Source organism: Pseudomonas sp. N2-3-1-14, assembly GCF_041228395.1.
Lineage (GTDB): Bacteria > Pseudomonadota > Gammaproteobacteria > Pseudomonadales > Pseudomonadaceae > Aquipseudomonas.
This window is the reverse complement of sequence record NZ_CP166199.1, coordinates 554607-579984: the sequence shown is the minus strand read 5'-3', so window position 1 is coordinate 579984 and position 25378 is coordinate 554607. Positions and strand designations below refer to the sequence as shown.

The window sequence follows — 25378 nt, the reverse complement described above, 5'->3', positions numbered from 1 at the left end:
CTATGGCGCCACGCCCCCACCTTCTTTACCTTGCTCGACCGGTATCCATGACAACTCTGCGCACCTTTTTAGCCACTGCCCTGCTGGGCCTGACCCTCTGTGTCGGCAGCGTTTACGCCGCCGACCCGCCCAGCGCCGAGTCCATCCAGCAAACCCTGGACAAACTGCCCGACCGCAAGCTGCCCGACGCCGACATGAAGGCGCTGCAAACCATCCTGCAACAGACCCTGACCTACCTGGGCAACAAGCAGGATTACGAGCAGCGCCTTGTCGACCTCAAGCGCCAGCTCGAAGACGCTCCGCGCCAGACCACTGAAAACCAGCGCGAACTGGTGCGGCTCAAGGCCACTAAAATCATCCCGGTGGCGCAGCGCTACGCCACCCTGCCGGTGCCGCAGCTTGAGCAATTGCTGGTGCAACGCACCACCCAGCAAGGCGATCTGCAAAAAACCGTGGCCGACGCCAACAGCATGTCCGTCGCCGCCCAGACCCGCCCCGAACGCGCCCAGACCGAAATCAGCAACAGCCAGACGCGCATCCAGCAGATCAATTCGATCCTCAAGGCGGGCAAAGACAACGGCAAGACCCTCACCGGCGACCAGCGCAACCAGCTGAATGCCGAACTGGCCGCCCTCAATGCCCTGATTCCACTGCGCCGCCAGGAACTGGCCGGCAACAGCCAACTGCAAGACCTGGGCAATAGCCAGCGCGACCTGGCAACCGAGAAAACCAGCCGCCTGGAGCAGGAAATCCAGGACCTGCAAACGCTGATCAACCAGAAACGCCTGGCCCAGTCCCAGCAGACCGTGACCCAACAGTCCATCGAAGCGCAGAAAGCCGGGGGCAGCAGCCTGCTGGCCTCGGAAAGCGCGGCCAACCTCAAACTGTCCGACTACCTGCTCAAGAGTACCGACCGCCTTAACGAGCTGACCCAGGCCAACCTCAAGACCAAGCAGCAATTGGACGCAGTGACGCAAAGCGACTCGGCCCTGGACGAGCAAATCAACGTGCTCAAGGGCAGCCTGCTGCTCTCCAAGATCCTCTACAAGCAGAAACAGGCGCTGCCCCGTCTCACGGTCGACCGCGACCTGGCGGACGATATCGCCAACATTCGCCTGTACCAGTTCGAGATCAACCAGCAACGTGAGCAGATCAACTCACCCAGTGCCTATGTGGATAACTTGCTGGCCAACCAGCCACCGGAAGACGTGACGCCGCAACTGCGCCGCACCTTGCTGGAATTGGCGATCACCCGCAGCGACTTGCTCGAGCGCCTGAGCCGTGAGCTGAGCGCACTGCTGAACGAATCGATCACCCTGCAACTGAACCAGAAACAACTGCTCAGCACCGCCACCACCCTGCGCGCGACGCTGGATGAGCAAATGTTCTGGATCCCCAGCAATAAGCCGCTGGACACCGAGTGGCTGGAAACCGTACCGGCGCACCTGAACAAACAGATCACCACTCTGCCGTGGGCCTCCAGCGTCAGCGAACTGTACGACGGCCTGACCCAGCGCCCGCTGTTGTTCCTGCCACTGCTGCTGTTGATCGGTGCATTGTTGTGGCGGCGTAAAGCGCTGTACCAGCGGCTGAACAAGGTTCACCTGGACATCGGCCACTTCAAGCGCGACAGCCAGTGGCACACGCCGCAGGCCATCCTGATCAACATTCTGTTGGCGATGCCGGTGTCCCTGGGCCTGGCGCTGTGCGGCTACGCGCTGCAGATCGACGCCCGCGGGCAAAACGCCAACCTGGGCGATGCACTGCTGCAGATCGCCCAAGCGTGGCTGGTGTTCTACACCGCCTACCGCATCCTGGCGCCGGGCGGCGTGGCGGAACTGCACTTTCGCTGGGAGAAACCCCAGGTTGAATTCCTGCAAGGCTGGGTGCGCAAACTCGGCCTGGTAGTGCTGGCATTGGTGGCCGTAGTGGCCATCGCCGAGCACCAACCCGAGGCGCTGGCCGACGACGTGCTGGGCATCGGTGTGGTGCTGACGTGCTACGCGCTGATGGCCTGGTTGCTGGGCCGCCTGCTGCTGAACAGCCCGACCCACGAGAAAGCCTCACTGTTTCGTAAAGCCGTGGGCCTGGTGTTCACCGCCCTGCCCGTCGCCCTGTTTCTGGCGGTGTGCTTTGGCTATTACTACACCGCGCTCAAACTCAGCGACCGCTTGATCAATACCCTGTACCTGTTGATGTTCTGGCTGGTGATCGAAGCCACCTTCGTGCGCGGCCTGGGCGTCGCCGCACGGCGCCTGGCCTACGCGCGCGCACTGGCCAAACGCCAGGCGGCCAAGGAAGCCGGGGATGGCGAAGCGGTGATCGAAGAACCGACCCTGGACATCGAACAGGTCAACGAACAGTCCATGCGCCTGATCCGCCTGGCCCTGCTCGGCGGCTTTATCGCGGCGCTGTACTGGGTGTGGAAAGACCTGATCACCGTGTTCTCCTACCTGGATAACATCACCCTGTACGAATACACCAGCGGCACCGGCGCCAACATCAGCATGGTGCCGATCAGCTTCGGCGACTTGCTGGGTGCGTCAATCATCATCGGCATCACCTTCGCCCTGGCGCGCAACTTGCCGGGTTTGCTGGAAGTGCTGGTGCTGTCCAAGCTGGACCTGGCTCAAGGCAGCGCCTACGCCACAACCACCTTGCTGTCGTACGTGATTGCCGGCGTCGGCTTTGTCTCCACCCTGTCCACGCTCGGCGTGAGCTGGGACAAGTTGCAATGGCTGGTGGCAGCGCTGTCGGTGGGGTTGGGCTTCGGGATGCAGGAGATCTTCGCCAACTTTATCTCCGGCATCATGATCCTGTTCGAACGCCCGGTGCGTATCGGCGACACCATCACCATCGGCAACCTGTCGGGCACGGTCAGCAAGATCCGCATCCGTGCGACGACCATCACCGACTTTGACCGCAAAGACATCATTGTCCCGAACAAGACGTTTATTACCGGGCAACTGATCAACTGGTCGCTGACCGACACCATCACCCGCGTGACCCTGAAGCTGGGCGTGGACTACGGCTCCGACCTGGACCTGGTGAAGGAACTCTTACTCAAGGCGGCGCGAGAAAACCCGCGCGTGTTGAAAGAGCCAGAGCCCCACGTGTACTTCCTCAACTTCGGCGAAAGCACCCTCGACCACGAACTGCGCATGCACGTGCGTGACCTCGGTGACCGCAACCCGGTGATCGACGAGGTGAACCGCTTTATCAACCGCGAGTTCAAGAACCACCACATCAACATCTCGTTCCGCCAGATGGAGGTTTACCTCAAGAACCTCCACGGCCAGGAATACAAACTGGTGGAAGTCGACACCCCAGCCAAACCCGCCAACGACGGCGGCGTGCAAGAACCACCGCCGAGCAAACTCGACTAACGCGCCTATCCCCAGCAGAATGCTCGGACATTCTGCTGGAGATGGCCGGTGAAAGCCCTCGACGAACTGACCTTCGACAACCGCTTCGCACGCCTGGGCGACGCGTTCTCAACCCACGTACTGCCTGAACCCCTCGATGAGCCGCGCCTTGTGGTGGCGAGCAACGCCGCCATGGCGCTGCTCGACCTCGACCCGGCGGTGGCCGAAACGCCAGTGTTTGCCGAGCTGTTCAGCGGGCACAAGTTGTGGGCCGAAGCAGAGCCGCGGGCGATGGTCTATTCCGGACACCAGTTTGGCGGCTACACCCCGCAACTGGGCGACGGCCGTGGGCTGTTGCTGGGCGAGGTGTACAACGAGGCCGGCGAACACTGGGACCTGCACCTCAAAGGCGCCGGGATGACGCCTTATTCGCGCATGGGCGACGGCCGCGCGGTGCTGCGCTCTTCGATCCGTGAGTTTCTCGCATCCGAGGCCTTGCATGCGCTGGGCATCCCCAGCAGCCGCGCCCTGTGCGTGATCGGCTCCAGCACACCCGTCTGGCGCGAGAAACAGGAACGCGGCGCCATGGTGCTGCGCCTTGCGCACAGCCATATCCGCTTCGGGCATTTCGAATATTTTTACTACACCAAAAAGCCCGAGCAGCAGGCTGAACTGGCCGAACACGTGTTGAACCTGCACTACCCCGAGTGCCGCGAGCAGCCCGAGCCGTACCTGGCGATGTTCCGCGAAATCGTTGAGCGCAATGCCGAAATGATCGCCAAATGGCAGGCCTATGGCTTCTGCCACGGCGTGATGAACACCGACAACATGTCGATCCTGGGCATCACCTTCGACTTCGGGCCGTTTGCGTTCCTCGATGACTTTGACGCGCACTTCATCTGCAACCACTCCGATCACGAAGGGCGCTATTCCTTCAGTAATCAGGTACCCATTGGGCAGTGGAACCTCAGCGCGCTGGCCCAGGCGCTCACGCCGTTTATCAGCGTTGACGCCTTGAAAGAGGCGCTTGGCCTTTACCTGCCGCTGTACCAGGCCCATTACCTGGACCTGATGCGCCGCCGGCTGGGGTTGACCACCGCCGAAGACGATGACCAGAAGCTGGTGGAGCAGTTGCTCAAGCTGATGCAAAACAGCGGCGTCGATTACACGCTGTTCTTCCGCCGCTTGGGTGATGAGCCCGCAGCGCAAGCTGTGGCGCGGCTGCGCGATGACTTCGTCGACCTCGCAGGGTTTGATGCTTGGGCCGAACGCTACAAAGCCCGCGTTGCGCGAGACGGGGACTACAGCGAAGTGCAGCGCCGTGAGCGCATGCACGCGGTAAACCCGCTGTACATCCTGCGCAACTACCTTGCACAAAACGCCATCGCCGCCGCCGAGTCAGGCGACTACAGCGAAGTACGTCGATTGCATGAAGTGCTGAGCAAACCCTTTGAAGAGCAGGCGGGGATGGAGCAATACGCCCAGCGGCCGCCGGATTGGGGCAAGCATTTGGAGATTAGTTGTTCGTCGTAGAACCGACTAGATGAACGTTTCCACGGAAACGCCAAATCGCTCGGCCAGCCATCGAATCTGCCGCAGATTGAGCTTGCGCTTACCGCTCAGGACTTCCGACACAACCGACTGTGTGCCTACGCCTGGCAGATCACTCTGGTTCAAGCCGTGCTCGCGCATCATTGCGCGCAGCACGTCGACACCACTGGCGACAGGCATCGGGCGATGCTCAAGATCGTAGGCTTCGATCCAGTCACTGAGAATATCCACCAAGCTCATCAGCGGATCTGATTCATCCTCACCGATCAGCTCCAGCAGTTCGTCGAGAGCATTGACCAATACATCGTAATCCGCCTCGTTTTTTGGCTTGCGCAGCAAAGGTGAAACAAATTGCCAATGTTCAGCAGCGAGCCGGATGAGTGCGCTCATCTGATTTTCTCCTTCCAGTTGTCTTGTTCGTATTCACGGTGATCGAGCAAATACTTGATGTAAATTCTTTGCGCTTGGTAGCGCACGAAACCGATTAGCCTCAGTTTGTTTCCCCCAATGTCGAACACATGAAACTGCCCGACTTTATCCGTTGCGGGAAAAATGCCTTTCATTGACGCGAAGTCAGCCGGGCTGTTGCGCTTTATCCGGCGGTACCATTCATCTAAAGCACTGGCTGAACGTGGCCACTTTTGCTTGGCTTCCCAAATCCTTTTCTCGCTGATCACTCGCATGCAACATCCTTATCGCATCTTGCTATGAAGGTTAAACCCGAAGTCGAATTATCGCAATTTGCTATATTTGCAAACAGACAGATGGCGCAAAACAACACACGCCCCAACAGCCTAGATAGGCGATCTCACATCAGCTTGGGCAAACTGTGAGTGGATGAGTCGTTTGCTCCACACCTTGATAAACCCGGTCGCGGACTCCAACTTCACTCCATGGTCAATTCCAAGGAGCCCACCATGTCCGAACCTCTCGTCATTCCCTGCCCCCATTGCAACGGCCTTAACCGCATCCCCGGCGAGCGCCTGGGTGATGCGCCTAAATGCGGGCGCTGTAAACAGCCGGTGTTTTTGAACAAGCCCTTTGAGTTGAAACAGGGCGACTACGCCAGCCAGATCAAGGGCGATCTGCCGCTGCTGGTGGATGTGTGGGCCGAATGGTGCGGGCCGTGCAAGTCGTTTGCGCCGGTGTTTGAGCAGGCGGCTGGGCAGTTGGAGGGCAAGTGCCGGTTGGCCAAGCTCGACAGCGAGGCCAATCAGCAGCTGTCGGCGCAGTTGGGGATTCGCTCGATTCCCAGTTTGATTCTGTTCAAGAACGGCCGCGAAGTGGCGCGCCAGAGTGGGGCATTCCCGTTGCCGCAGTTGATGAGCTGGTTGCGTAGCCAGGGCGTATAACCCACACCCAACATCAACTCGGTCAAATGTGGGAGCTGGCTTGCCTGCGATGGCATCCCCTCGGTTTGCCTGACAGACCGGGTGCCTGCATCGCAGGCAAGCCAGCTCCCACACTGACCGCGTTTTAAGCCCGTGCTACGGGGGTTTCGCGGTCCATCATCTGGCCTACGAGCTGTACGCCTAGCTCGCTTAATTGATGGATGGCCAGGGCCACGTCGCGGTGTTCGCCGCTTAGGTCGTTGGATAGCTTGAGTAATAGCGTGCGCACGGAAGAGAAGGTTTCGTAGCTGTTGAGCACGAGGGTTTCGGTAGGGAGGTTGGGTGCAACGGTATAAAGGTTAACCATGGAACGTCTCCGAGCAGGAGCCGCAACCAGCCGCTACTAAACGGAGGGTGGCAGCTGTACGCAGGTTAGTAGACCGGGGAGACGCAACCGGCGCGCTCGAAAGCGCCCTCCGTACAGCCACCATCACGCTCAGGAAGATCCTGACCGAAGAGTTGCTGTACGTCTCACCACGGGCTACTAAACCCGGTCGCTGAACATTCAACGACCGAAGAACCTTAGAGACGCCCATCCAGACGCACAAGCCGGCGGATTCTGGCTTATCTGTAGGCAGCGAGACAAGGCGCAACCCCGCTTGCCAGACGTGTCCTACAGCCTCTGTGGGAACAATCCAATTCCCCCTGCAGGAATGCAAAAACAAATGTGGGAGCTGGCTTGCCTGCGATGCAGGCAACTCGGTTTGCCAGTTAAACCGAGGTGATGCTATCGCAGGCAAGCCAGCTCCCACAGGGTCAGGCGGTGCCGGCAAGAATCACGCGCTTTCCAGCAAGTTATGCAACTCCACAAACTGCTGCGTCAGCTTGTGCCGTGGGTCCAGGTGGATCAGCGGCTTGCTCTCCTGGTGCGACTCGCGCATGCGCACGGAGCTGGCCAGGTACACCGGCAGCACCGGCAGGCCTTCGGCAATCAGCTCATCGAGCATCTGCTGCGGCAGGCTCGCGCGGGCCTGGAACTGGTTGACCACGATGCCTTCCACTTCCAGGCCTTCGTTGTGGTCTTCCTTCAATTCTTCGATTTCCGCCAGCAGGCCATATAGCGCCTGGCGTGAAAAGCTGTCGCAATCGAACGGAATCAATACACGATCAGCAGCAATCAGCGCCGAAACCGCATAAAAATTCAGCGCCGGCGGCGTGTCCAGGTAAATCCGGTCGTAGTCCTCGCTCAGTTCATCGAGCAGCTTTCGCAGCTTGTTGATCTTGTGCTTGGCCTCAAGCTTGGGCTGCAGGTCGGCAAGCTCGGCAGTCGCGGTGATGACGTGCAGGTTGTCGAACGGCGTTTCGTAGATATCCACGCGGTTTTTCTTGGAAAACGGCCCGGATGACAGGGTTTGCTTGAAGAACTCGGCGATGCCCATCGGGATATCGTCGCCGGTCAGCCCGGTGAGGTACTGAGTCGAGTTGGCTTGCGCATCGAGGTCCACCAACAGGGTTCGATAGCCTTCACTGGCGCTGACCGCCGCCAGGTTGCAGGCAATGCTGGACTTGCCAACGCCGCCTTTCTGATTGAACACCACACGCCGCATGGAAAAACCTCCGTGTATCAATGAATGTCCGAGTGTAGAGGGCAAAAGCGCCTGTTAGCTACCTCGTTCATCCATGCACTGGCGCATTGCACGGCCGGATGCGCGATACCCGTAATCCAGCGCCGACAAACTAAAAGGAATACTCCGACGACCCCGTCAGTCCTCGCGTAAAGGACAATCTGTAAATCTTTCCCAGTAAATTGTAATCAGCCGTGAACAATTCTTTACCAAAGTTTGCTAGAAGCCCGCAGCACCGGGATAATGCGCGCCATTCGGCCTGCGTTCCCTGTCCCGGTATTCGGGGCCAACGGCCGCACATGGAAGCCCGCAGGGGCGGGATAACTTCTCAGTGATCACTTTCAACATCGCCCAATGGCGCGCCTGGGCTCCCGGCCTGGAGAGTGCGCACGACTGGCACGCCTGGTGCCAGGCCCCAGTGGCGCTGCCTGCCAGCGATGCTTGGCCTGACGTGTCCTTTTTGCCGGCCATGCAGCGCCGACGCCTGAGCCGCCTGGCACGCATGGCGTTCAGTGTCGGCTGGCCGTTGGCCGAAGGCCTGCAAGACCTGCCGCTGGTGTTTATTTCCCGGCACGGCGAAACCCCGCGCACCCTCGACATCCTCAGTGATCTGGCCGACGGCCAGCCACTGTCGCCGACCCAGTTCAGCCTATCGGTGCATAACGCGGTGATCGGCCTGTGGTCGATCCTGCGCAATGAAACCAGCGAAATGACCGCGCTCGCCGCCGCAGGCGACGGCCTGGAGCACGGCATGCTCGAAGCCGCCGCGCTGCTCAACGAAGGTGCCCCGGCGGTGTTGCTGGTGATCACCGAGGAACAGCCCCCCGAAGCCTATGCTCGCTGGATTCATGACGTGCCCTTCCCTTACGCCCTCGGCCTGCTGCTGACACCGGGCGACGAGTGGCGACTGGAACTAAACAGCGGCGCTGTCCAACTCACTCAAACCCAGTGGCCCCACGCTCTGAACCTGCTACGCACCCTGCTCACCGAACAGGTTGCCTGCCAACATGCCTGGAAGAACCGTGTATGGAACTGGCAACGCAAGCCCTGACCGAAAAACCCCGGGACGCCTATTACTGGCGCCTGTTTGCCACCGCCGCGAGCTTTTTCTTCTTCGGCGTCGGCGGGTTGTGCCTGCGTTTGCTGGTGTTTCCGCTGCTCAGTTGCCTGCCAGGCAGCGCTGAAAAACATCAGCGCCGCGCCCGCCACACCATCAGCAAACTGTTCTGGTTCTTCGTCCGCCTGATGCAGCGCGCCGGCGTGCTGACCTACAGCGTCGAAGGCGCGGAAAAGCTCGGTCGCCCGGGCCAGATGATCATCGCCAACCACCCGTCGCTGATCGACGTGGTGTTCCTGATCGGCCTGATGCGCCAGACCAACTGCGTGGTCAAGCAGAGCCTGTTTCAGAACCCGTTCACCCGTGGGCCGGTGCGCGATGCAGGCTATATCAGCAATGACGGCAGCGCCGACATGCTCGACGCCGCCGCCGAGGCGTTGCGCCAGGGCCAGACCCTGATCATTTTTCCCGAGGGCACCCGCACCACACCCGGCGCGGCGCCCGCCTTTCATCGCGGTGGCGCCGCCATCGCGCTGCGCGGTGCGACAATCATCACCCCCGTGGTGATCAAGGTCAGCCCTACGACGTTGACCAAGGCAGAACCCTGGTACCGCATTCCCAAACGTCGATTTCACTTCAGTTTGCGCGTGGGTGCCGATATAGAACCACACACCTTTGCCGCACTCGGGCCCGCGCCCCAGGCTTCACGCAAGCTCAACGATTACCTGCACCACTATTTCATTAAGGAGCTCGCCGAAGATGAGCGACCAACACCGCCTTGAGCACGACATAAAGATGCTGATCATCGAGGCCCTGGGCCTGGAAGACATCAGCGTCGACGATATCGGCAGCGAGCAGACCCTGTTCGGCGAAGGCCTGGGCCTGGATTCGGTAGACGCCCTGGAATTGGGCCTGGCGATCCAGAAAAAGTACGGCATCAAGATCGATGCCGACGCCAAAGACACGCGCAATCACTTCACCAACGTGGCCAGCCTTGCGGCGTTCGTCACGGCCAGACAGGCAGCTTGAGACCGGACCATGCAAACTCGTGACGATATTTTCAACACCCTGCGCGACGCCTTGGTGGAACTGTTTGAACTGGAGCCTTCGCGCGTCACCCTCGACGCCAATCTGTACCAGGACCTGGAAATCGACAGCATCGACGCCGTGGACTTGATCGATCACATCAAGCGCCAGACTGGCAAAAAGATCGCCGCCGAAGAATTCAAGGCCGTGCGCACCGTGAACGATGTGGTTGAGGCGGTGTACCGTCTGGTCGCACCTGCCGCATGAGCCGGCTGATCGGCCTTGGCCTGTTGCTGGCGGGGCTGTTGTACCCTTTTGCGGTGTATTACGGCACCGAGCACTTTGCGCCGTGGCAATTCGGCCTGCTGCTGGGCAGCCTGTGGTTGCTGCGCGCGCTGACCGGCGCACGCCGCCCGGGCAGCCGCTGGATGGCGATGGCGGTGATCGTGTTTTGCCTGCTGCTGGCCTGGTTCGACAACCCGCAGCTGCTGCGCTGGTACCCCAGCCTGGTCAGCGCGTTCATGCTGGCGCTGTTCGGCTTGAGCCTGAAATACGGCCCGCCGATGGTCGAGCGCCTGGCCCGCATCACTGAACCGCAATTGCCGCCCGAGGCCATCCGCTATACGCGTCAGGTCACCGTGGTGTGGAGTGTATTTTTTCTGTGTAATGGCCTGCTCGCCGCCGCCCTCACCCTGTGGGCGCCGCTGAGCTGGTGGACGTTGTACAACGGCCTGATCGCCTACGGGCTGATGGGGTTGTTGTTTGCCGTGGAATGGCTGGTACGACAAAGGGTTCGAGGCCGCGTATGAATGGGTTGAAACTTGAGCACCTGCTGCTTGAGCCGCTGCAACAGCGCTGGGTCACCACCGAGCCTGAAATGAACCATGCCCAACTGTGGGCGCACTCCCTGAGCCTGGCGGCGGGCCTGCAAGCGCGCGGCATCCGGCGTTTGGCCGTGCACCTGGAAGACGCCGGCCTGTTGGCCATTGCCCTGCTGGGCGCTTGGCGGGCCGGGGTCAGCGTGCTGCTGCCGGCCGACCTGCAACCCCAGACCCGCCAGCGCTGGGACGACGCCGTGGACGCCTGGCTGGTTGAGGCCGCCGATCTCGACACGCTGTATCAGCCGCCGTTAAGCGCCGCCGCACTCGACCTGGACGCCTGCCACTTGAGCCTGTGCACCTCCGGCTCCAGCGGCGAGCCCAAGCGCATCGACAAGACCCTGCGCCAACTTGCCAACGAGGTGGAAGCACTGGAAGCCTTGTGGGGCGCGGACCTTAAAGACGCCTGCATCATCGGCAGCGTCGCCACCCAGCACATCTACGGGTTGCTGTTCCGGGTGTTGTGGCCGCTGTGCGCCGGGCGCACCTTTGTACGCAAACAACTGGCCTTCCCCGAAGACCTGCAGCGCGCCAGCCGCGAACACCCACAATTTGCCTGGGTCGCCAGCCCCGCGCTGCTCAAACGCATGGGCGACAACCTCGACTGGCCCGCCCTGAGCCACGTGTCGCGGGTGTTTTCGTCCGGTGGCGCGCTGCCCATCGAGGCTGCCGGCAGCCTGTACGACCGTTTGCAGCAATGGCCGACGGAAATCCTCGGCAGCTCGGAAACCGGCGGCATTGCCTGGCGCCAAGGCGCGCAGCCGTGGCAGCCGTTTGCCGAGGTAGAACTGAGCCAGGATGCCGACGGCGCCCTGCGCATTGCCTCACCTTATCTACCGGCCGGGCACATTGAACAGACCGCCGATGCCGCCCGCATTCACTGCGACGGGCGCTTCGAGTTGCTCGGCCGCCTGGACCGTATCGTCAAGCTGGAAGAGAAACGCATCTCCCTGCCGATGCTCGAACAGGCGCTGATGGCCCACGCCTGGGTCGCCGAAACCCGCCTGGGCGTGGTGCAGGAAAACCGCGCCTCGCTCGGCGCGCTGGTGGTGTTGAGCGCCGATGGCCTGCATGCCCTGCGCAATCAAGGCCGCCGCGCCGTCACTCAAACTCTGCGCCAGCACCTGAGCCAACACTGCGAAGCACTGGCGCTGCCACGTCGCTGGCGGTTGCTGCGCCAGTTGCCGCTGAACAGCCAGGGCAAACTGCCGCAGACCGAGGTAGAGGCGTTGCTGCTGGCACCCCGGCCAAAAGCGCCGGAAGTGCTGGAGCAAGTCGAGGCTGACGGCGAATGGACCGTGCAACTGAGCATCCCGCCGGACCTGGCGTATTTCAGCGGCCACTTCCCGGTCACGCCGGTGTTGCCGGGGGTGGTGCAAGTGGAATGGGCGTTCAACCTCGGCCAGCAACTGCTGGATGTGCCCACGACCTTTGCCGGCATGGAAGTGCTCAAGTTCCAGCAACTGGTGCGCCCCGGCGATCAGGTTGAACTGCACCTGCGCTTCGACCAGGAACGCGGCAAGCTGTATTTTGCCTACCGCAATGGCGTCGCCGCCTGCTCCAGCGGCCGGATAGTGTTGGAGGCGCCAAGTGCATAAACTTTTGTGGCCAGCGGGTTTCCTGTGGCCAGCAGACTTTTTGTGGCGAGCAGGCTTGCCCTGCGCTGGGCTGCGAAGCAGCCCCAGTAAGGTAATCGAGGTGTGTCAGGCATACCGAGTTGGCAGGTTTTGGGGCCGCTTCGCAGCCCAGCGCAGGGCAAGCCTGCTCGCCACAATGAGCCCGCTCGCCACAACAAGCGCGCTCACCACAGTAAGTCCGCTATCAGTCGGTTGGATCAGCCATGCATAACCCCTGCGCGCTCATCCCGGTCTACAACCACGAAGCCGCCGTACCAGCCGTGGTGCACAGCCTGTTGAACAGTGGCCTGCCGTGCCTGCTGGTCGACGATGGCAGCAGCCCGGCGTGCGCGGCGGTATTGGCGCAACTGGCGACACTCGACAACGTCACCCTGCTGACCTTGCCCAACAACACAGGCAAAGGCGGCGCGGTGATGGCTGGCTTCCGCGAAGCCGCACGCCGGGGCTTCACGCATGCGCTGCAAGTGGACGCCGACGGCCAGCACGACCTGCGCGAAGTCGAGAGCTTTCTCGATACTTCACGCAGGCACCCCGACGCGGTGATCTGCGGCTACCCCGAATACGACGACAGCGTGCCCAAGGGCCGCTTGTACGCGCGCTACCTGACCCACGTGTGGGTGTGGATCAACACCCTGTCGCTGCAGATTCGCGACTCGATGTGCGGCTTTCGCGTGTACCCGCTGGCGCCTACGCTCGCGCTGATGGACTCGGCCTACATCGGCACGCACATGGATTTCGATTCCGACATCCTGGTGCGCCTGGCCTGGCGTAACCAGCCGATGCGCTGGCTGCCGACCCAGGTGCATTACCCCGCCGATGGCTTGTCGCACTTCCGCCTGTTTCGCGACAACGTGCGCATCTCGGCCATGCACACGCGGCTGTTTTTCGGCATGTTGGTGCGCGCGCCGATGATTCTGTGGCGACGGTGGCAGGCATGAGCGACCGCACCAAACACTGGGCCGACCGCGAGGAGCGCGGCAGCTTCTGGCTGATGAAGCTCACTGCCGTCGCCGCCAAGGTCCTCGGCCGTCGCCTGCTGAGCCCGTTGCTGTACAGCATCGTGCTGTACTTTTTCGTGTTCGGCCGCACCGCGCGCCACAGCGCCTGGGAATACCAGCAACGCCTGGCCGACTGGAGCGGGCGCGATGAGCTGCGGCCCACGCATAAAAAAGTCTTCGGCCAGTTCATGGCGTTTGCCGACTCGCTGCTCGACAAACTCGACGTGTGGAACGGCAAGCTGCGCATCGAACAGATCGAAATCAACGACCCGGCGCAATTGCGCGGGCAACTGCGCGGCGAGCGCGGGCAGATGCTGGTGGGCGCGCACCTGGGCAACCTCGAAGTGTGCCGCGCGCTGGCCGAGATAGGGGAGCAAGTCACCATGAACGTGCTGGTGCACACCAAGCACGCCGAGCGTTTCAACCGCCTGCTGGGCGAAGCCGGGGCCACGCATTTGCGCCTGATCCAGGTCAGCGAACTGGACCCGGCGACCATGCTGCTGCTCAGCCAGCGTCTGGACGACGGCGAGTGGCTGGCGATTGCCGGCGACCGCGTGCCGCTGCACGGCGGGCGCAAGGTGCGCGTGGATTTCCTCGGCTTTGACGCGGCGTTCCCGCAAGGCCCGTGGCTGCTGGCCGGGCTGCTCAAATGCCCGGTGAACCTGCTGATGTGCCTGAAGCACGACGGTCGCTATCGCCTGACTATCGAGCCGTTCGCGCAATTGATCGAATGGAAGCGCAGCACCCGCGAGCAGGTCATCGCCCTGTGGACCGCGCGCTACGCCGCACGCCTGGGCCAGTTCTGCCTGGAAGCGCCCCAACAGTGGTTCAACTTTTACCCTTTCTGGAAGACCGATGACGACGCATCTTGAGCCGGTAACCTTTGGCGAACGCGCTTTGCGCATTGAAGACGTGCTGGCCTTGGCCAACCGTCAGGCGCCCACGCAGTTGCAGGGCGACGCAGCGTATCGCCAGCGCATTGCCAAAGGTGCGCAGTTCCTCGACTCGCTGCTGGACAAGGAAGGCGTGATCTACGGCGTGACCACCGGCTACGGCGACTCGTGCGTGGTGGCGGTGCCGTTGCAGCACGTCGAGGCGCTGCCGCGTCATCTGTATACCTTTCACGGTTGCGGCCTGGGCAAATTGCTCGACGCACAAGCCACCCGCGCCGTGCTGGCAGCGCGTTTGCAGTCGCTGTGCCACGGCGTTTCCGGGGTGCGTGTGGAATTGCTCGAGCGTCTGCATGCGTTTCTGGAACACGACGTACTGCCGCTGATTCCGGAAGAAGGCTCGGTGGGCGCCAGCGGTGATTTGACGCCGCTATCCTACGTGGCCGCGACCTTGTCCGGCGAGCGTGAAGTGATGTTCCGTGGCGAGCGTCGCCAGGCGGCTGACGTGCACCGCGAACTCGGTTGGGAGCCGCTGGTGCTGCGCCCCAAGGAAGCCCTGGCCCTGATGAACGGCACTGCCGTCATGACCGGCCTGGCCTGCCTGGCCTTCGCCCGCGCCGACTACCTGCTGCAACTGGCCACGCGCATCACCGCGCTGAACGTGGTGGCGCTGCAAGGCAACCCGGAACACTTCGACGAGCGTCTGTTCGCCGCCAAGCCGCACCCAGGGCAGATGCAAGTCGCCGCGTGGCTGCGCAAAGACCTGGCGATTGATGCACCGACCGCGCCGCTGCACCGCCTGCAGGACCGCTACTCGCTGCGCTGCGCACCGCACGTGCTTGGCGTGCTGGCCGACAGCCTGAACTGGCTGCGTTCGTTTATCGAAATCGAACTGAACAGCGCCAACGACAACCCGATCATCGACGCCGAAGAAGAGCGCGTGCTGCACGGCGGGCACTTCTACGGCGGGCACATCGCCTTTGCCATGGACAGCCTCAAGACCCTGGTGGCCAACGTCGCCGATCTGCTCGACCGCCAGCTCGCGCTGCTGGTGGACGTGCGTTACAACCACGGTTTGCCGAGCAACTTGTCCGGCGCGCCGGCCGATCGCGCGATGATCAACCACGGCTTTAAGGCCGTGCAGATCGGCACCAGCGCCTGGACCGCCGAAGCGTTGAAAAACACCATGCCGGCCAGCGTGTTCTCGCGCTCCACCGAGTGCCATAACCAGGACAAAGTCAGCATGGGCACCATTGCCGCCCGTGATGCTATCCGCGTGCTGGAGCTGACCGAACAAGTGGCGGCCGCGACGTTGCTCGCGGCCAACCAGGGTGTGTGGCTGCGCGCCCAGGCGGACGATGCGCGACCCCTGCCACCGGCGCTGGCAGCCATGCATGAAGCGCTGGGTAAAGACTTCCCGCCGGTCATCGAAGACCGTGCGCTGGAAGGCGAGCTGCGCCTGTGCCTCAAACGTATTGCCGAGCAACACTGGAGGCTGCATGCGTAGCCAGGGCGTGTTGCATTGCGACACTGAAATCCTCGTGCCGTTTTTCGACATCGACACCATGCACGTGGTGTGGCACGGGCATTACGTGAAGTATCTGGAAGTGGCGCGCTGCGCGCTGCTTGACAAGATCGGCCATAACTACACGGCGATGCTCGAGTCCGGCTACGCATGGCCAGTGATCGACATGCAGCTGCGCTACGTGCGCGGCGCGGTGTTCGGCCAGACGATCAATGTGCGCGCCAGTTTGGTGGAGTGGGAGAACCGTTTGAAGGTCAATTACCTGATCACCGACCTCGCCAGCGGCGAACGCCTGACCCGCGCCAGCACCGTGCAAGTGGCGGTAGAAATCGCCAGCCGCGAAATGCAGCTGGCCTCCCCCAACGTCTTTACAGACGCCGTAGAGAGAGCCTTGAAATGAGATTCCCTGTGGGAGCGGGCTTGCCCGCGAAGGTCTTGAGGGCCCTGTGTAGTATCAGACGGTCCGCGTCATCGTTAACGTCCTTCGCGAGCAAGCCCGCTCCCACAGGGATCGCGTTGACTCTGTTATTAAGCATTCCAGGTTTCGCCCATGCTTTTGATCTGCAACAGCTGAGCGATCAGTTAGCCAAGCCCTCGGTGATCCACGGCAACTTCATCCAGGAAAAACACCTGCGCGCCCTGCCCCAACCCTTGGTCAGCAAAGGCACCTTCGTGCTCGCCAAAGACCATGGCCTGCTGTGGCTGTTGAAAACCCCACTGCAGCAGGACTACCGCATCAGCGCCCAAGGCATCGCGCGCCGTGACGCCAATGGCTGGCAACTGCTGCCAAACAAGAGCGCCGGGGCCGAGCAGAACCGCCTGTTCCTCGCCGTGCTCCAAGGCGACAGCAGCGGCCTGCAACGCGACTTCGAATTGCAACTGCAAGGCGAAGCCAAGCAGTGGAAGCTGACGCTGATCCCGCGCTCATTGCTGCTCAAGCAGGTCTTCACCCAGATCAATATCGACGGCGGCGAGTTGGTGCAGACCATCCAACTGCTGGAAACCCAAGGCGACAGCACCGTGCTGCGCATGCAGGACAGCACTGCCGCCCAACCGTTAAGCGATGCGGAGCAACACGACTTTGCCCAGTGAGCGCCTGCTGCCGCGCCTGTTCCTGATCCTGCTGGTGGCCGTGCTGGCGCTGGCCGGCTGGCAGTGGCGCCATGGCGCGCCGCTGTCGGCCAACCTGATGGAGCTGGTGCCGGGCAGCACGCCGGATGCGCTTGAGCTCAAAGCCGAACAACGCATGCAAGAGCCGCTGAACCGCGAAATGCTGGTATTGGTCGGGCATGCCGATCGGCAAACAGCCGTGACGGTGGCGCAGCAGTTGGGCGAGCGCTGGCAGGCCAGCGGGCTGTTTGAAAAGGTGCAGTGGAACCTGCAAGCCGACTTACCGGCCCTGCGCGAGCAATTGCTGCGCGGGCGTCTGGCGATGCTCTCGGCCAAGGACCGCGAACAACTGATCGAGCATCCCGACGCTTTCATCCAGCAGCGCGTGCAAGCACTGTTCGACCCCTTCACCGGGTTCAGCCTGGTGCCGAGCCAGGACGACTGGCTGGGCCTGACCGGGCGTATCCAGAACAGCCAGCCGCAACACGGCTCGGTGCAACTGGATATCGGCAGCGGCACCTTGATCGCCGATGCCGACGGCAAAAGCTGGGTGATGTTGCGGGCGCGCACCACCGGCAATGCCTTTGATATGAAACTGCCGGTGCAAGTGGCGGATCTGCTCCAGGCCAGCCGCGCGCAGGCCAGCGAACAGGGCGCGCAATTGCTCGCCGCCAGCGGTTTGCTCTATGCGGCCAATGGGCAGCAGCAGGCGACCCGGGAAATCACCTGGGTAGGCGGCGGCGCCACGCTGGGCATCCTGTTGTTGCTGTTGCTCGCCTTCCGCCGCTGGCGTGTGCTGCTGGCCTTTGTGCCGGTGCTGGTGGGCATGCTGTTTGGCGCGGTGGCCTGTGTGGCGCTGTTCGGCCATATGCATGTGATGACCTTGGTGCTCGGCTCCAGCCTGATCGGCGTGGCGGTGGATTACCCGCTGCATTACCTGTCCAAAAGCTGGAGCCTGCAGCCGTGGCGCAGTTGGCCGGCGTTGCGCCTGACCCTGCCGGGGTTGAGCCTGAGCCTGGCGACCAGCTGCATCGGTTACCTGGCGCTGGCCTGGACGCCGTTCCCGGCGCTCACCCTGATCGCGGTGTTCTCTGCCGCCGGTCTGGTCGGTGCCTACCTGTCGGCCGTGTGCCTGTTGCCCGCGCTGCTCAAAGGCGTGGACTTGCGCCCGGCGCAATGGCCGCTGCGCATCGCTGAAGGCCTGTGGGTGCTGCGGGCCACTTTGATCAAACACTTACCGAGCCCGCTGCTCCTGGCGCTGGTGCTGCTGTTTTGCGCCGGTGGCCTGTGGCACCTGAACAGCAAGAACGATATCCGCCAATGGATCGGCGCCCCGCCGCAATTGCTGCAGGAAGCCCAGGCCGTGGCGCGCATCACCGGGTTCCAGCCCACCAGCCAGTTCTTTCTGGTGCGCGCCGACAATCAGCAGCAGTTGCTCGAACGTCAGGCCGCTCTGGGCCAGCGCCTGGATCAACTGGTGAACATGGACAAGCTGCAGGGCTACCTGGCGCTCAACCAGCTGGTCAACCTGCCCGCCGAGCAGCAACAGCTGCGCGACGCGCTCAACCAATTGCCGCAACACTGGCAGCCGCTGTTGGACCTGGGCGTGCCCGCCAGCGCCCTGCACGCCGAAATCGCGCAACTGCAAGCCTTGCCCACCGAAGACATCGACGCGGCTCTGCTCGGCCCGCTCGCCGAGCCTTGGCGCACGCTGTGGCTGGGCCCGGTGGACGGCGGCGTGGCGGCGATGGTCAGCTTGCAAGGCCTGAACAACCCGGCGCTGCTGCGGGTGCAGGCGCTGGACCTGCCTGGCGTACAGTTGGTGGATCGCCTGGGCGACTTGAACCGGGTATTCGCCGACACGCAGATCAGCGCCGCTGAATTGAAATTGATGTCGTGCGTGCTGATCGTGCTGTTGCTGATCCTGCCGTTCGGGTTTGGCGGCGCCTTGCGCATCGTCGCCCTGCCGCTGCTCGCGGCGCTGTGCAGCCTGGCCAGCCTGGGTTGGCTGGGCCAGCCGCTGACCTTGTTCAGCCTGTTCGGCCTGCTGCTGGTCACGGCGATCAGCGTTGACTACGCGATCTTGATGCGCGAACAGATCGGCGGCCCTGCCGTGAGTCTTTTAGGTACGCTGCTGGCGGCGCTGACGACCTGGTTGTCGTTTGGCCTGCTGGCGGTGTCGAGTACACCGGCCGTGAGCAATTTCGGCCTGTCGGTCAGCCTGGGCCTGGCCTTCAGCTTTATGCTGGCGCCCTGGGCCGGCCATCAGAAGCACGCCTTATGAATGTGATTATCGCCATAGCGGCAAGGAGCCCTCGTGCCCACAGTTGAAATGGAACGTCGCCAGGTGGTGGTGATCGGTGCCGGCCCGTCCGGTGCCATCGCCGCCGCGCTGTTAAAGCGCAACGGGCATGATGTATTGATTATCGAGCGCCAGCATTTTCCACGCTTCTCGATTGGCGAAAGCCTGCTGTCGCACTGCATCGATTTTATCGAAGAAGCCGGCATGCTCGAGGCCGTGCAGGCGGCGGGTTTCCAGGTAAAAACCGGCGCTGCGTTTGCCTGGGGCGAGCGCTACAGCGCGTTTGATTTTGGCGACACGTTCAGCCACGGCAAACCCACCACCTTCCAGGTGCAGCGCGGTGAATTCGACAAATTGCTGGCCGACCAGGCCGCCTTGCAAGGCGTCGACATTCGCTACGGCGAAAGCGTCGTCGGTGTGGATTTTTCCGGTGACAGCCGCTACCTGCACGTGCGCCGCGAGAATGGCAGCGAATACCACCTCAAGGCCAAATTTGTGCTCGACGCCAGCGGCTATGGCCGTGTGTTGCCGCGCCTGCTGGACCTTGAGGCGCCATCGAATTTCCCGGTGCGCCAGGCGGTGTTCACTCACGTCGAAGACCGCATCGAACACCCCGGTTTCGACCGCACCAAAATCCTCGTGACCACCCACCCGACCCAGCGTGACATCTGGTTCTGGACCATCCCGTTCAGCAACGGCCGCTGCTCGGTGGGCGTGGTCGCGGCGAAGGAGCATTTCGACGGCCGCGACAGCGACCTCGACGCGTGCCTGCGCGGCTTTATCGCTGAAACGCCGAGCCTGGCCGGCGTGCTGCAAAACGCCGTGTGGGACACGCCTGCGCGCACCATCGGCGGCTACTCGGCCAACGTCAAAACCCTGCACGGTCCGGGCTTTGCGCTGCTGGGCAACGCGGCGGAATTCCTCGACCCGGTATTTTCGTCCGGCGTGACCATCGCCATGCGCTCGGCGAGCATGGCGGCAGGCTTGCTGCATCGCCAACTCAAAGGCGAAACAGTGGACTGGCAAACCGAGTTTGCCGAGCCGTTGAAGCGCGGCGTCGACACCTTCCGCTGCTACGTCGAAGGCTGGTACGCCGGCACCTTCCAGGATGTGATTTTCCATCCGGGCAGCTCGCCGGACATTCGCCGGATGATCAGCTCGATCCTCGCCGGCTACGCATGGGATGAGCGCAACCCGTTTGTCAGCGAGCCCAAGCGGCGGTTGCGGATGTTGTCGGAGATTTGCGCGAGTGAGCCGGTATGAGCAGTCCAGCGCTGGAAAAAAACTACCTGAGCAAAAACTACGTCGAAGAAACCCGGTTCGGCTTCTGGTTCCTGCGCAGCCACACTTGGCAGCACCACGTGTTGCGCGTGGCGATCAACGATTTGCGCAGCTTGTTCACCGAGCCATTGCCGGTCGCGCCGGTGCTGCTGGACGCCGGTTGCGGCCAGGGCAAGTCGTTCCAGTACTTGCAGCAGGTGTTCGCGCCGCAGCGCCTGATCGGTGTGGATGCCGACCCGCATAGCCTGGCGCTGAGCAAGGCCGAAGCCGCGCGCCAGGGCCTGGCCGTCGAGCTGATCGGCAGTGACTGCGCCACCCTTGAGGTGCCCGACGCCAGCGTCGATATCCTGTTCTGCCACCAGACCTTCCATCATCTGGTCGAACAGCATCGCGCCTTGAAAGAGTTCTACCGCGTGCTCAAGCCGGGCGGCTACCTGCTGTTTGCCGAGTCCACCGAAGCCTATATCGATACCTGGGTGATTCGCTGGCTGTTCCGCCACCCGATGCACGTACAGAGAAGCGCCGACGAATACCTGGAGATGCTGCGCGAGCAGGGTTTTGAATTCGCCCCGCAGAATGTCTCGTACCCGTATCTGTGGTGGAGCCGCTCCAGTGATTTTGGCCTGCTCGAGCGCTGGGGCCTGCGCAACCCGCCACCGGTGGGCCAGCGCGAAGAGACGCTGGTCAACTGTGTGGTGCGTAAACCTTTCGCGAGCGCCGCACCATGATCCGCCTGCTGTTGATCGGTTGCCTGTTGCTGCTGAGCGCCTGCGCCAGCCAACCGCCGCTGCCCGCAAAAACCCCGGCGCTGGCCTTGCCGATGCAATTGCATGTGCAGCGCCTTTCGGGTGGCCAGAGCCAGGACTGGCTGTTGGTGATCCAGCGCGAAGGCGCGGCCCTTCGCTGGTCGATGATGGACCCGCTGGGCATTCCCCAGGCCCGGCAAAAACTGCTTAATGGCCAGTGGCAGGCCGATGGTCTGCTGCCGCCCAACCCGGCGGCGCGCGAGCTGTTTGCCGCCTTGCTGTTTGCCCTGACTTCATCGGATAACGTGCGCGCACTTTACCCGAGCGCCCAGGCCATGGACCTCACGCGCACGCTGCCGGGCCATTGGCAAATCGTCTATCAGTCTTCAGAGGTGTTCAGCGTGAACATGACGGACCAACCGCTGAGCTATCGCATCACACCGCTGGGGGTCGCTCGATGACGGCTTATCTGAATACGCTGGGCGTGATTTGCGCCCTGGGACGCGGCCAGGCCGAGGTCAGCCGCAACCTGTTTGCCGGCGACTGCTCGGGCATGCGTGCCGAGAGTGGCTGGGTGCCGGAACGCGTGTTGCCGGTCGGCGGCGTGCGCAGCGAGCTGGTGACTATTCCGCTCGAACTGAACCAGCAAAGCAGCCGCAACAACCAGTTGTTGCTGGAAGCGGCGTTGCAGATCGAGGGCGAGATCCGCCAGGCCATTCACACCTATGGCGCCTCGCGAGTCGGTGTGGTGCTGGGCACCAGCACCTCGGGCATCGACGAGGCCAGCCGCGGCATCGCCAATTACCTGCGCGACAAGCAGTTCCCCGGCGACTACGACTACCAGCAACAGGAACTCAGCGCCCCCGCCAACTTCCTCGCCGACTGGCTGCAACTGAGTGGCCCGGCCTATGTGATTTCTACCGCCTGCACCTCCAGCGCCCGCGCGTTGATGAGCGCCCAACGCCTGCTGGACCTGGGCGTGTGCGACGCGGTGATCTGCGGCGGTGTCGACAGCCTGTGCAAGCTGACACTCAACGGTTTTACCGCGCTGGAAGCAGTCTCCAACGAGCGCTGCAATCCGTTTTCAGTGAACCGTAATGGCATCAATATCGGCGAAGCGGCCGTGCTGTTTGTGATGACCCAACAACCGGCGCCGATTGCCCTGCTGGGCAGTGGCGCCAGTTGCGACGCGCACCATATCTCCGCGCCCGAGCCTACCGGCAAAGGCGCATTGCAGGCGATGCGCAAGGCCTTGGCCAGCGCGAAGCTGGTGCCCGAGCAGATCGGTTACTTGAACCTGCACGGCACCGCCACCCAGCACAACGACGCCATGGAAAGCCTGGCCGTGGCCAACCTGTTTCCCCACGGCGTGGCCTGTTCGTCGACCAAACCCATGAGCGGCCACACCCTCGGTGCAGCCGGCGCGCTGGAAGCGGCGTTCTGCTGGCTGAGCCTGACCCACGGCTGCGTGCCGCCGCATGTGTGGGACGGCCAGGCCGACCCGGCGCTGCCCGCCCTGCAATGGGCGCAGACCGGCGACACCTTGGAAAAACGCTGCCTGATGAGCAACTCGTTTGCCTTCGGCGGTAACAACGTCAGCCTGATAATCGCAGAGGCCCCATGATTGATTGGCCACTCGCCCAATTGCTGCCCCACGCGGGCGACATGATCCTGATCGACCAGGTGCTGTCGTTCGATGAAGAGCAGATTCACACGCGCCTTACCGTCAAACCCGGCGGCCTGTTCAACCGCCCGGACGGCAGCCTGCCGGCCTGGGTTGGCATCGAGCTGATGGCGCAGAGCGTCGCCGCGTATGCCGGGTGCCGCGCGCGCCAGAACGGCGAAGCAGTGGAGCTGGGCTTCCTGCTCGGCACGCGTAAGTTCGAGTGCAACGTGGAGCACTTTCCGGCAGGCGCCGAACTGCGTATCCACGGCCTGCGCTCGCTGGAAGACGACAACGGCATGGGTGTGTTCGAATGCCACCTCACCGGCGACGGTATCCAGGCCAGCGCGCGCTTGAATGTATTTCGACCGCCCCAGGCGGCCACCTATTTAGATGAATCGAAGGACGAAACGCCATGACTGAATCCGTACTGGTCACCGGCTCCAGCCGTGGCATCGGCCGCGCCATTGCCCTGCGTCTGGCGCAGGCCGGGCATGACATCGTGCTGCATTGCCGCAGCGGCCGCGCGGAAGCGGACGCGGTGCAGGTCGAGATTGAAGCCCTGGGCCGCAAGGCGCGGGTGCTGCAGTTTGACGTGGCCGATCGCGCCAGCTGCAAGCAAATCCTTGAAGCCGACGTGGAGCAGCATGGCGCCTACTACGGCGTGGTGCTCAATGCCGGCCTGACCCGTGACGGCGCGTTCCCGGCCTTGTCCGAAGACGATTGGGACGTGGTGATGCGCACCAATCTCGACGGTTTCTACAACGTGCTGCACCCGGTGATGATGCCGATGATTCGTCGTCGCGCCGCCGGCCGCATTGTGTGCATCACCTCGGTGTCGGGGCTGATCGGCAACCGTGGGCAGGTCAATTACAGCGCGTCGAAGGCCGGTCTGATTGGCGCGGCCAAGGCGCTGGCCATCGAGCTGGGCAAGCGCAAGATCACCGTCAACTGTGTAGCCCCGGCTTGATCGACACCGCGATGCTGGATGAAAACGTGCCGGTCGAAGAACTGATGAAAATGATCCCGGCGCAGCGCATGGGCACCCCGGAAGAAGTGGCCGGTGCAGTGAATTTCCTGATGTCGGCCGAAGCCGGCTACATCACGCGCCAAGTGTTGGCCGTGAACGGAGGCCTGTGCTGATGAAACGCGTCGTCGTCACCGGCATGGCCGGCATGACCTCCCTGGGCAGCGATTGGGACACCATCGCCGCCAATTTTCGCGCCAACCGCAGTGGCATTCGGCGCATGGACGAGTGGGACCGTTTCACCGAACTGAACACGCGCCTGGCCGGGCCGATTGACGATTTCGTGGTGCCGGCCCACTGGACGCGCAAGCAACTGCGCAGCATGGGCCGCGTGTCGCGCCTGGCGGTGTGGGCGGCGGAGCAGGCGTTGCAGGACGCCGGCTTGCTCGGCGACGAGTCGATCAAGGACGGACGGATGGGCGTGGCCTGTGGCTCGTCCACCGGCAGCACCGACGAGATCAAGGCATTCGGCAACATGCTGCTGAACTCGGTGGCCGAGGGGCTGAATGCCAACTCCTACGTGCGCATGATGCCGCACACCACGGCGGCGAATATCAGCATCTTTTTTGGCCTTACCGGGCGGCTGATCCCGACGTCCAGCGCCTGCACCAGCGGCAGCCAGGGCATCGGCTATGCGTATGAAGCGATCAAGTTCGGACGCCTGCCGTTGATGCTCGCCGGCGGCGCCGAAGAGCTGTGCCCCACCGAAGCCATGGTGTTTGATGCGCTCTACGCCACCAGCCTGAAAAACGACGCGCCGCAGACCAGCCCACGTCCTTACGACAGCGGCCGTGATGGCCTGGTGATCGGTGAAGGCGGCGGCATGCTGGTGCTCGAAGAACTGGAACACGCGTTGGCGCGCGGTGCGCACATCCACGCCGAACTCGTGGGTTTCGGCAGCAACGCCGACGGCCAGCACACCACCCGCCCGGAGCAGAAAACCATGCGCCGCGCGATGGAGCTGGCCTTGGAAGATGCCGGGCTGGAGCCGTCGGCCATTGGCTACGTCAACGGCCATGGCACCGCCACCGATCAAGGTGATATTGCCGAAACCCTGGCCACCAGCAGCCTGTTCGGCCGCCACATGCCGATCAGTTCGCAGAAGAGCTTCCTTGGTCACACCCTGGGCGCATGCGGCGCGCTGGAGTCGTGGTTCAGCATCGAAATGATGAACCGCGACCAGTACGTACACACCTTCAACCTGGATGTGGTCGACCCGCAATGTGGCGAGCTGGATTACCTGCAGGGTGGCTTTCGCGAGATGCACCACGACTACGTGATGAACAACAACTTTGCGTTTGGCGGCGTCAACACCTCGCTGATCTTCCGTCGCTGGGCCTGATTTTTTAATTGATTGGAGAAAATG

25 protein-coding genes and 1 pseudogene are annotated in these 25378 nt (G+C 62.6%); 22 read left to right on the top strand and 4 right to left on the bottom strand.

Annotated features, from left to right (window positions below; translation table 11 throughout):
- Nucleotides 1-47 precede the first annotated feature (47 nt).
- On the top strand, nt 48-3386 hold the full coding sequence (mscK, locus tag AB5I78_RS02720) for a mechanosensitive channel MscK (RefSeq protein WP_242198854.1): 3339 nt from the start codon (nt 48-50) through the stop codon (nt 3384-3386).
- 48 nt (nt 3387-3434) lie between these two features.
- Complete coding sequence (selO, locus tag AB5I78_RS02715; protein WP_369301609.1) at nt 3435-4898, top strand: protein adenylyltransferase SelO; 1464 nt, start codon at nt 3435-3437, stop codon at nt 4896-4898.
- Nucleotides 4899-4904: 6 nt separating this feature from the next.
- Here the strand turns inward: selO and AB5I78_RS02710 are convergent, their stop codons facing one another.
- The gene (locus AB5I78_RS02710; protein WP_369301610.1) at nt 4905-5306 is read right to left on the bottom strand and encodes a type II toxin-antitoxin system HigA family antitoxin; all 402 of its coding nucleotides are present in this window, start codon (nt 5304-5306) and stop codon (nt 4905-4907) included.
- Entirely contained in the window at nt 5303-5599 is a 297-nt protein-coding gene (locus AB5I78_RS02705; protein WP_369301611.1) for a type II toxin-antitoxin system HigB family toxin, read from the bottom strand. The genes AB5I78_RS02710 and AB5I78_RS02705 overlap by 4 nt, the downstream gene beginning before the upstream one ends.
- Nucleotides 5600-5833: 234 nt before the next feature.
- Here AB5I78_RS02705 and trxC point away from each other — a divergent pair, with 234 nt between their 5' ends.
- On the top strand, nt 5834-6268 hold the full coding sequence (gene trxC / locus AB5I78_RS02700; protein WP_369301612.1) for a thioredoxin TrxC: 435 nt from the start codon (nt 5834-5836) through the stop codon (nt 6266-6268).
- Between the two features lie 124 nt (nt 6269-6392).
- Here the strand turns inward: trxC and AB5I78_RS02695 are convergent, their stop codons facing one another.
- Both AB5I78_RS02695 and AB5I78_RS02690 read right to left on the bottom strand, forming a co-directional pair.
- Complete coding sequence (locus AB5I78_RS02695) at nt 6393-6614, bottom strand: DUF6124 family protein (protein WP_145160035.1); 222 nt, start codon at nt 6612-6614, stop codon at nt 6393-6395.
- Between the two features lie 469 nt (nt 6615-7083).
- Nucleotides 7084-7854, bottom strand: coding sequence for a ParA family protein (locus AB5I78_RS02690; protein ID WP_106577554.1), 771 nt, complete (start codon nt 7852-7854; stop codon nt 7084-7086).
- A 349-nt stretch (nt 7855-8203) separates the two neighbouring features.
- Between AB5I78_RS02690 and AB5I78_RS02685 the strand changes: the two genes are divergently transcribed.
- The 19 genes and pseudogenes from AB5I78_RS02685 to AB5I78_RS02595 all read left to right on the top strand — a co-directional run bounded on the left by AB5I78_RS02685 (nt 8204) and on the right by AB5I78_RS02595 (nt 25354).
- A complete protein-coding gene (locus tag AB5I78_RS02685) occupies nt 8204-8923 on the top strand; it encodes a beta-ketoacyl synthase chain length factor (protein WP_262207956.1) in 720 nt (239 codons plus the stop codon).
- A complete protein-coding gene (locus tag AB5I78_RS02680; RefSeq protein WP_242198848.1) occupies nt 8899-9711 on the top strand; it encodes a 1-acyl-sn-glycerol-3-phosphate acyltransferase in 813 nt (270 codons plus the stop codon). The genes AB5I78_RS02685 and AB5I78_RS02680 overlap by 25 nt, the downstream gene beginning before the upstream one ends.
- Complete coding sequence (locus tag AB5I78_RS02675) at nt 9689-9958, top strand: phosphopantetheine-binding protein (RefSeq protein ID WP_010213712.1); 270 nt, start codon at nt 9689-9691, stop codon at nt 9956-9958. Before AB5I78_RS02680 ends, AB5I78_RS02675 begins: the two co-directional genes overlap by 23 nt.
- Before the next feature lie 9 nt (nt 9959-9967).
- Complete coding sequence (locus AB5I78_RS02670; RefSeq protein WP_106577551.1) at nt 9968-10222, top strand: acyl carrier protein; 255 nt, start codon at nt 9968-9970, stop codon at nt 10220-10222.
- Nucleotides 10219-10764 (top strand): hypothetical protein, encoded by a 546-nt coding sequence (locus AB5I78_RS02665; protein WP_106577550.1) that lies wholly within the window; start codon nt 10219-10221, stop codon nt 10762-10764. Before AB5I78_RS02670 ends, AB5I78_RS02665 begins: the two co-directional genes overlap by 4 nt.
- Entirely contained in the window at nt 10761-12431 is a 1671-nt protein-coding gene (locus AB5I78_RS02660; RefSeq protein ID WP_369301614.1) for an AMP-binding protein, read from the top strand. The genes AB5I78_RS02665 and AB5I78_RS02660 overlap by 4 nt, the downstream gene beginning before the upstream one ends.
- A 242-nt stretch (nt 12432-12673) precedes the next feature.
- The gene (locus AB5I78_RS02655; RefSeq protein WP_145160027.1) at nt 12674-13408 is read left to right on the top strand and encodes a glycosyltransferase family 2 protein; all 735 of its coding nucleotides are present in this window, start codon (nt 12674-12676) and stop codon (nt 13406-13408) included.
- The gene (locus tag AB5I78_RS02650) at nt 13405-14340 is read left to right on the top strand and encodes a glycosyl transferase (protein WP_369301615.1); all 936 of its coding nucleotides are present in this window, start codon (nt 13405-13407) and stop codon (nt 14338-14340) included. Before AB5I78_RS02655 ends, AB5I78_RS02650 begins: the two co-directional genes overlap by 4 nt.
- The gene (gene hutH / locus AB5I78_RS02645; RefSeq protein ID WP_369301616.1) at nt 14324-15865 is read left to right on the top strand and encodes a histidine ammonia-lyase; all 1542 of its coding nucleotides are present in this window, start codon (nt 14324-14326) and stop codon (nt 15863-15865) included. The genes AB5I78_RS02650 and hutH overlap by 17 nt, the downstream gene beginning before the upstream one ends.
- On the top strand, nt 15858-16283 hold the full coding sequence (locus AB5I78_RS02640) for a thioesterase family protein (protein WP_262207963.1): 426 nt from the start codon (nt 15858-15860) through the stop codon (nt 16281-16283). The genes hutH and AB5I78_RS02640 overlap by 8 nt, the downstream gene beginning before the upstream one ends.
- Complete coding sequence (locus tag AB5I78_RS02635) at nt 16280-16975, top strand: outer membrane lipoprotein carrier protein LolA (protein ID WP_262207964.1); 696 nt, start codon at nt 16280-16282, stop codon at nt 16973-16975. The genes AB5I78_RS02640 and AB5I78_RS02635 overlap by 4 nt, the downstream gene beginning before the upstream one ends.
- Nucleotides 16965-19277 carry an MMPL family transporter gene (locus AB5I78_RS02630; protein ID WP_369301618.1) on the top strand — a complete coding sequence of 771 codons (2313 nt, stop codon included), beginning with the start codon at nt 16965-16967 and terminating at the stop codon, nt 19275-19277. Before AB5I78_RS02635 ends, AB5I78_RS02630 begins: the two co-directional genes overlap by 11 nt.
- A 33-nt stretch (nt 19278-19310) precedes the next feature.
- The gene (locus AB5I78_RS02625; RefSeq protein ID WP_369301620.1) at nt 19311-20558 is read left to right on the top strand and encodes an NAD(P)/FAD-dependent oxidoreductase; all 1248 of its coding nucleotides are present in this window, start codon (nt 19311-19313) and stop codon (nt 20556-20558) included.
- Nucleotides 20559-20569: 11 nt separating this feature from the next.
- Nucleotides 20570-21304: a class I SAM-dependent methyltransferase gene (locus AB5I78_RS02620; RefSeq protein WP_369301668.1), complete on the top strand. Its 735-nt coding sequence runs from the start codon at nt 20570-20572 to the stop codon at nt 21302-21304.
- Nucleotides 21301-21783, top strand: a complete 483-nt coding sequence (locus AB5I78_RS02615; RefSeq protein WP_369301621.1) for a hypothetical protein — start codon at nt 21301-21303, stop codon at nt 21781-21783. Before AB5I78_RS02620 ends, AB5I78_RS02615 begins: the two co-directional genes overlap by 4 nt.
- Nucleotides 21780-22946: a beta-ketoacyl-[acyl-carrier-protein] synthase family protein gene (locus tag AB5I78_RS02610; protein ID WP_369301623.1), complete on the top strand. Its 1167-nt coding sequence runs from the start codon at nt 21780-21782 to the stop codon at nt 22944-22946. Before AB5I78_RS02615 ends, AB5I78_RS02610 begins: the two co-directional genes overlap by 4 nt.
- Nucleotides 22943-23404 (top strand): hotdog family protein, encoded by a 462-nt coding sequence (locus AB5I78_RS02605; RefSeq protein ID WP_145160007.1) that lies wholly within the window; start codon nt 22943-22945, stop codon nt 23402-23404. Before AB5I78_RS02610 ends, AB5I78_RS02605 begins: the two co-directional genes overlap by 4 nt.
- A pseudogene (gene fabG, locus AB5I78_RS02600) lies at nt 23401-24128 on the top strand (3-oxoacyl-ACP reductase FabG). The gene AB5I78_RS02605 and the pseudogene fabG overlap by 4 nt, the downstream one beginning before the upstream one ends.
- Nucleotides 24128-25354 carry a beta-ketoacyl-ACP synthase gene (locus tag AB5I78_RS02595; RefSeq protein WP_106577537.1) on the top strand — a complete coding sequence of 409 codons (1227 nt, stop codon included), beginning with the start codon at nt 24128-24130 and terminating at the stop codon, nt 25352-25354. The pseudogene fabG and the gene AB5I78_RS02595 overlap by 1 nt, the downstream one beginning before the upstream one ends.
- The last annotated feature ends 24 nt before the right edge of the window (nt 25355-25378 follow it).

Coding starts and splice junctions, on each gene's coding strand:
- mscK (WP_242198854.1), top strand. CDS start 48: ATGACAACTCTGCGCACCTTTTTAGCCACTGCCCTGCTGGGCCTGACC.
- AB5I78_RS02710 (WP_369301610.1), bottom strand. CDS start 5,306: ATGAGCGCACTCATCCGGCTCGCTGCTGAACATTGGCAATTTGTTTCA.
- AB5I78_RS02705 (WP_369301611.1), bottom strand. CDS start 5,599: ATGCGAGTGATCAGCGAGAAAAGGATTTGGGAAGCCAAGCAAAAGTGG.
- trxC (WP_369301612.1), top strand. CDS start 5,834: ATGTCCGAACCTCTCGTCATTCCCTGCCCCCATTGCAACGGCCTTAAC.
- AB5I78_RS02695 (WP_145160035.1), bottom strand. CDS start 6,614: ATGGTTAACCTTTATACCGTTGCACCCAACCTCCCTACCGAAACCCTC.
- AB5I78_RS02690 (WP_106577554.1), bottom strand. CDS start 7,854: ATGCGGCGTGTGGTGTTCAATCAGAAAGGCGGCGTTGGCAAGTCCAGC.
- AB5I78_RS02680 (WP_242198848.1), top strand. CDS start 8,899: ATGGAACTGGCAACGCAAGCCCTGACCGAAAAACCCCGGGACGCCTAT.
- AB5I78_RS02675 (WP_010213712.1), top strand. CDS start 9,689: ATGAGCGACCAACACCGCCTTGAGCACGACATAAAGATGCTGATCATC.
- AB5I78_RS02670 (WP_106577551.1), top strand. CDS start 9,968: ATGCAAACTCGTGACGATATTTTCAACACCCTGCGCGACGCCTTGGTG.
- AB5I78_RS02665 (WP_106577550.1), top strand. CDS start 10,219: ATGAGCCGGCTGATCGGCCTTGGCCTGTTGCTGGCGGGGCTGTTGTAC.
- AB5I78_RS02660 (WP_369301614.1), top strand. CDS start 10,761: ATGAATGGGTTGAAACTTGAGCACCTGCTGCTTGAGCCGCTGCAACAG.
- AB5I78_RS02655 (WP_145160027.1), top strand. CDS start 12,674: ATGCATAACCCCTGCGCGCTCATCCCGGTCTACAACCACGAAGCCGCC.
- AB5I78_RS02650 (WP_369301615.1), top strand. CDS start 13,405: ATGAGCGACCGCACCAAACACTGGGCCGACCGCGAGGAGCGCGGCAGC.
- hutH (WP_369301616.1), top strand. CDS start 14,324: ATGACGACGCATCTTGAGCCGGTAACCTTTGGCGAACGCGCTTTGCGC.
- AB5I78_RS02640 (WP_262207963.1), top strand. CDS start 15,858: ATGCGTAGCCAGGGCGTGTTGCATTGCGACACTGAAATCCTCGTGCCG.
- AB5I78_RS02635 (WP_262207964.1), top strand. CDS start 16,280: ATGAGATTCCCTGTGGGAGCGGGCTTGCCCGCGAAGGTCTTGAGGGCC.
- AB5I78_RS02615 (WP_369301621.1), top strand. CDS start 21,301: ATGATCCGCCTGCTGTTGATCGGTTGCCTGTTGCTGCTGAGCGCCTGC.
- AB5I78_RS02610 (WP_369301623.1), top strand. CDS start 21,780: ATGACGGCTTATCTGAATACGCTGGGCGTGATTTGCGCCCTGGGACGC.
- AB5I78_RS02605 (WP_145160007.1), top strand. CDS start 22,943: ATGATTGATTGGCCACTCGCCCAATTGCTGCCCCACGCGGGCGACATG.
- AB5I78_RS02595 (WP_106577537.1), top strand. CDS start 24,128: ATGAAACGCGTCGTCGTCACCGGCATGGCCGGCATGACCTCCCTGGGC.